Consider the following 1,571-nt stretch of genomic DNA (forward strand, 5'->3'; position numbering starts at 1 on the left):
TTGCTAACTTGCTAACTTGCTAACTTGCTAACTTGCTAACTTGCTAACTTGCTAACTTGCTAACTTGCTAACTTGCTCAGCTTCCAATCTCACACAAAACGCTGTAAGTTGCTTGTTACTAAGAATAAAACACACATAACTTATGCAATCAGCAGTATCAAATTGGCAATCTAAATTAAATGCATTAGGGCCGGGAATTTTAATGGCTACAGCCGCCATTGGTGGCTCACATCTAGTAGCATCAACACAAGCAGGATCATTATTCGGCTGGCAGCTATTTTGGCTAATCATTGTAGTAAACGTATTGAAGTACCCATTCTTTCGATTTGGCATGGAGTACACCCTTGCGACCAAACAAAGTTTAGTTGAGGGCTACAAGCAAAAAGGGCCGGGGTATTTCTATAGTTTTATTGCGCTTAATATTGTCGCTGCGGTAGTAAATACTGCAGGGGTTTTATTATTAACGGCCAGTCTGCTGCACTATGCATTACCTGTCACTGTTTCTGTAACCTTATTATGCTGGCTGATCTTAGTTGTGTGTTTGCTTATTTTGTTGTTGGGGCACTTTAAGGCGCTCGATAATGTCTCAAAGCTCATTATGGGGCTGCTAACGGTTACAACCGTGGCTGCGCTAGTTGTCGCTATTAATAATGGCCCAATGGCGCCAGTTGACTATGTGGGCCCGTCGCCGTATGAGCTTGCCATGCTTGGCTTTATGGTCGCGCTCATGGGCTGGATGCCTGCACCCATTGAAATATCAGCAATCAGCTCACTGTGGCTAAAAGAAAAGCAGCATCAACAAGCCGTGACAAAGCAACAAGGCTTGTTTGATTTTAATTTGGGCTACTGGCTTACCGCAGCACTTGCGTTAGTGTTTTTTTCATTAGGTGTGTTAGTGCAATATGGCCAAGCACAAGCAGTGCAATTAGGTGGAGTCGCTTTTGCAAAGCAGCTAATTGATATGTATGCCCTCACTATGGGCGAGTGGGCAAGGCCACTGGTTTCAGGTATCGCTTTTTTATGTATGTTTGGCACCACGCTAACAGTGCTTGATGGCTACGCCAGAACATTAAATGAGTCGCATAAACTGCTACCGATTAAACAATCTAAACACAGTTTAAATATGTGGTTATTACTACAAGCATTTGCTGGCATGGCAGTGATTTTATTCTTTAAATCAGCCCTTGGCCCAATGCTCACTTTTGCTATGACCCTCGCTTTTGTAACCACTCCCGTATTTGCATGGCTGAACTTTAGTTTAGTACGCTCAGAACCCAGCATTCATCACTCACCTTTATTACGCACCCTAAGCTGGCTAGGCTTAGCTTATTTGGTGGGCTTTGCGCTAGTGTTTTTGGTTTGGAAACTCGCTTAGTTAGCGAGTTACTAGGGGAAAGAGTAAAGTTAGAGCTGTCAGATTGACAGTTAGCGAGTTACTAGGGGAAAGAGTAAAGTTGTCGAGCTGCTTGACTTAGATACTAGGTATTTTAGAGTTTCTAACTTTCTAACTTTCTAACTTTCTAACTTTCTAACTTTCTAACTTTCTAACTTTCTAACTTTCTAACTTTCTA

The 1,571-nt window shown here is 42.3% G+C and carries 1 protein-coding gene; it reads left to right on the top strand.

Annotation, left to right across the window (positions count from 1 at the left end; all coding sequences use genetic code 11):
- Nucleotides 1-142: 142 nt before the first annotated feature.
- Entirely contained in the window at nt 143-1,375 is a 1,233-nt protein-coding gene (locus EXT43_RS02235) for a divalent metal cation transporter (protein WP_062564832.1), read from the top strand.
- Nucleotides 1,376-1,571: the final 196 nt, after the last annotated feature.

Source organism: Pseudoalteromonas sp. CO109Y (assembly GCF_004208935.1).
GTDB lineage: Bacteria > Pseudomonadota > Gammaproteobacteria > Enterobacterales > Alteromonadaceae > Pseudoalteromonas > Pseudoalteromonas shioyasakiensis.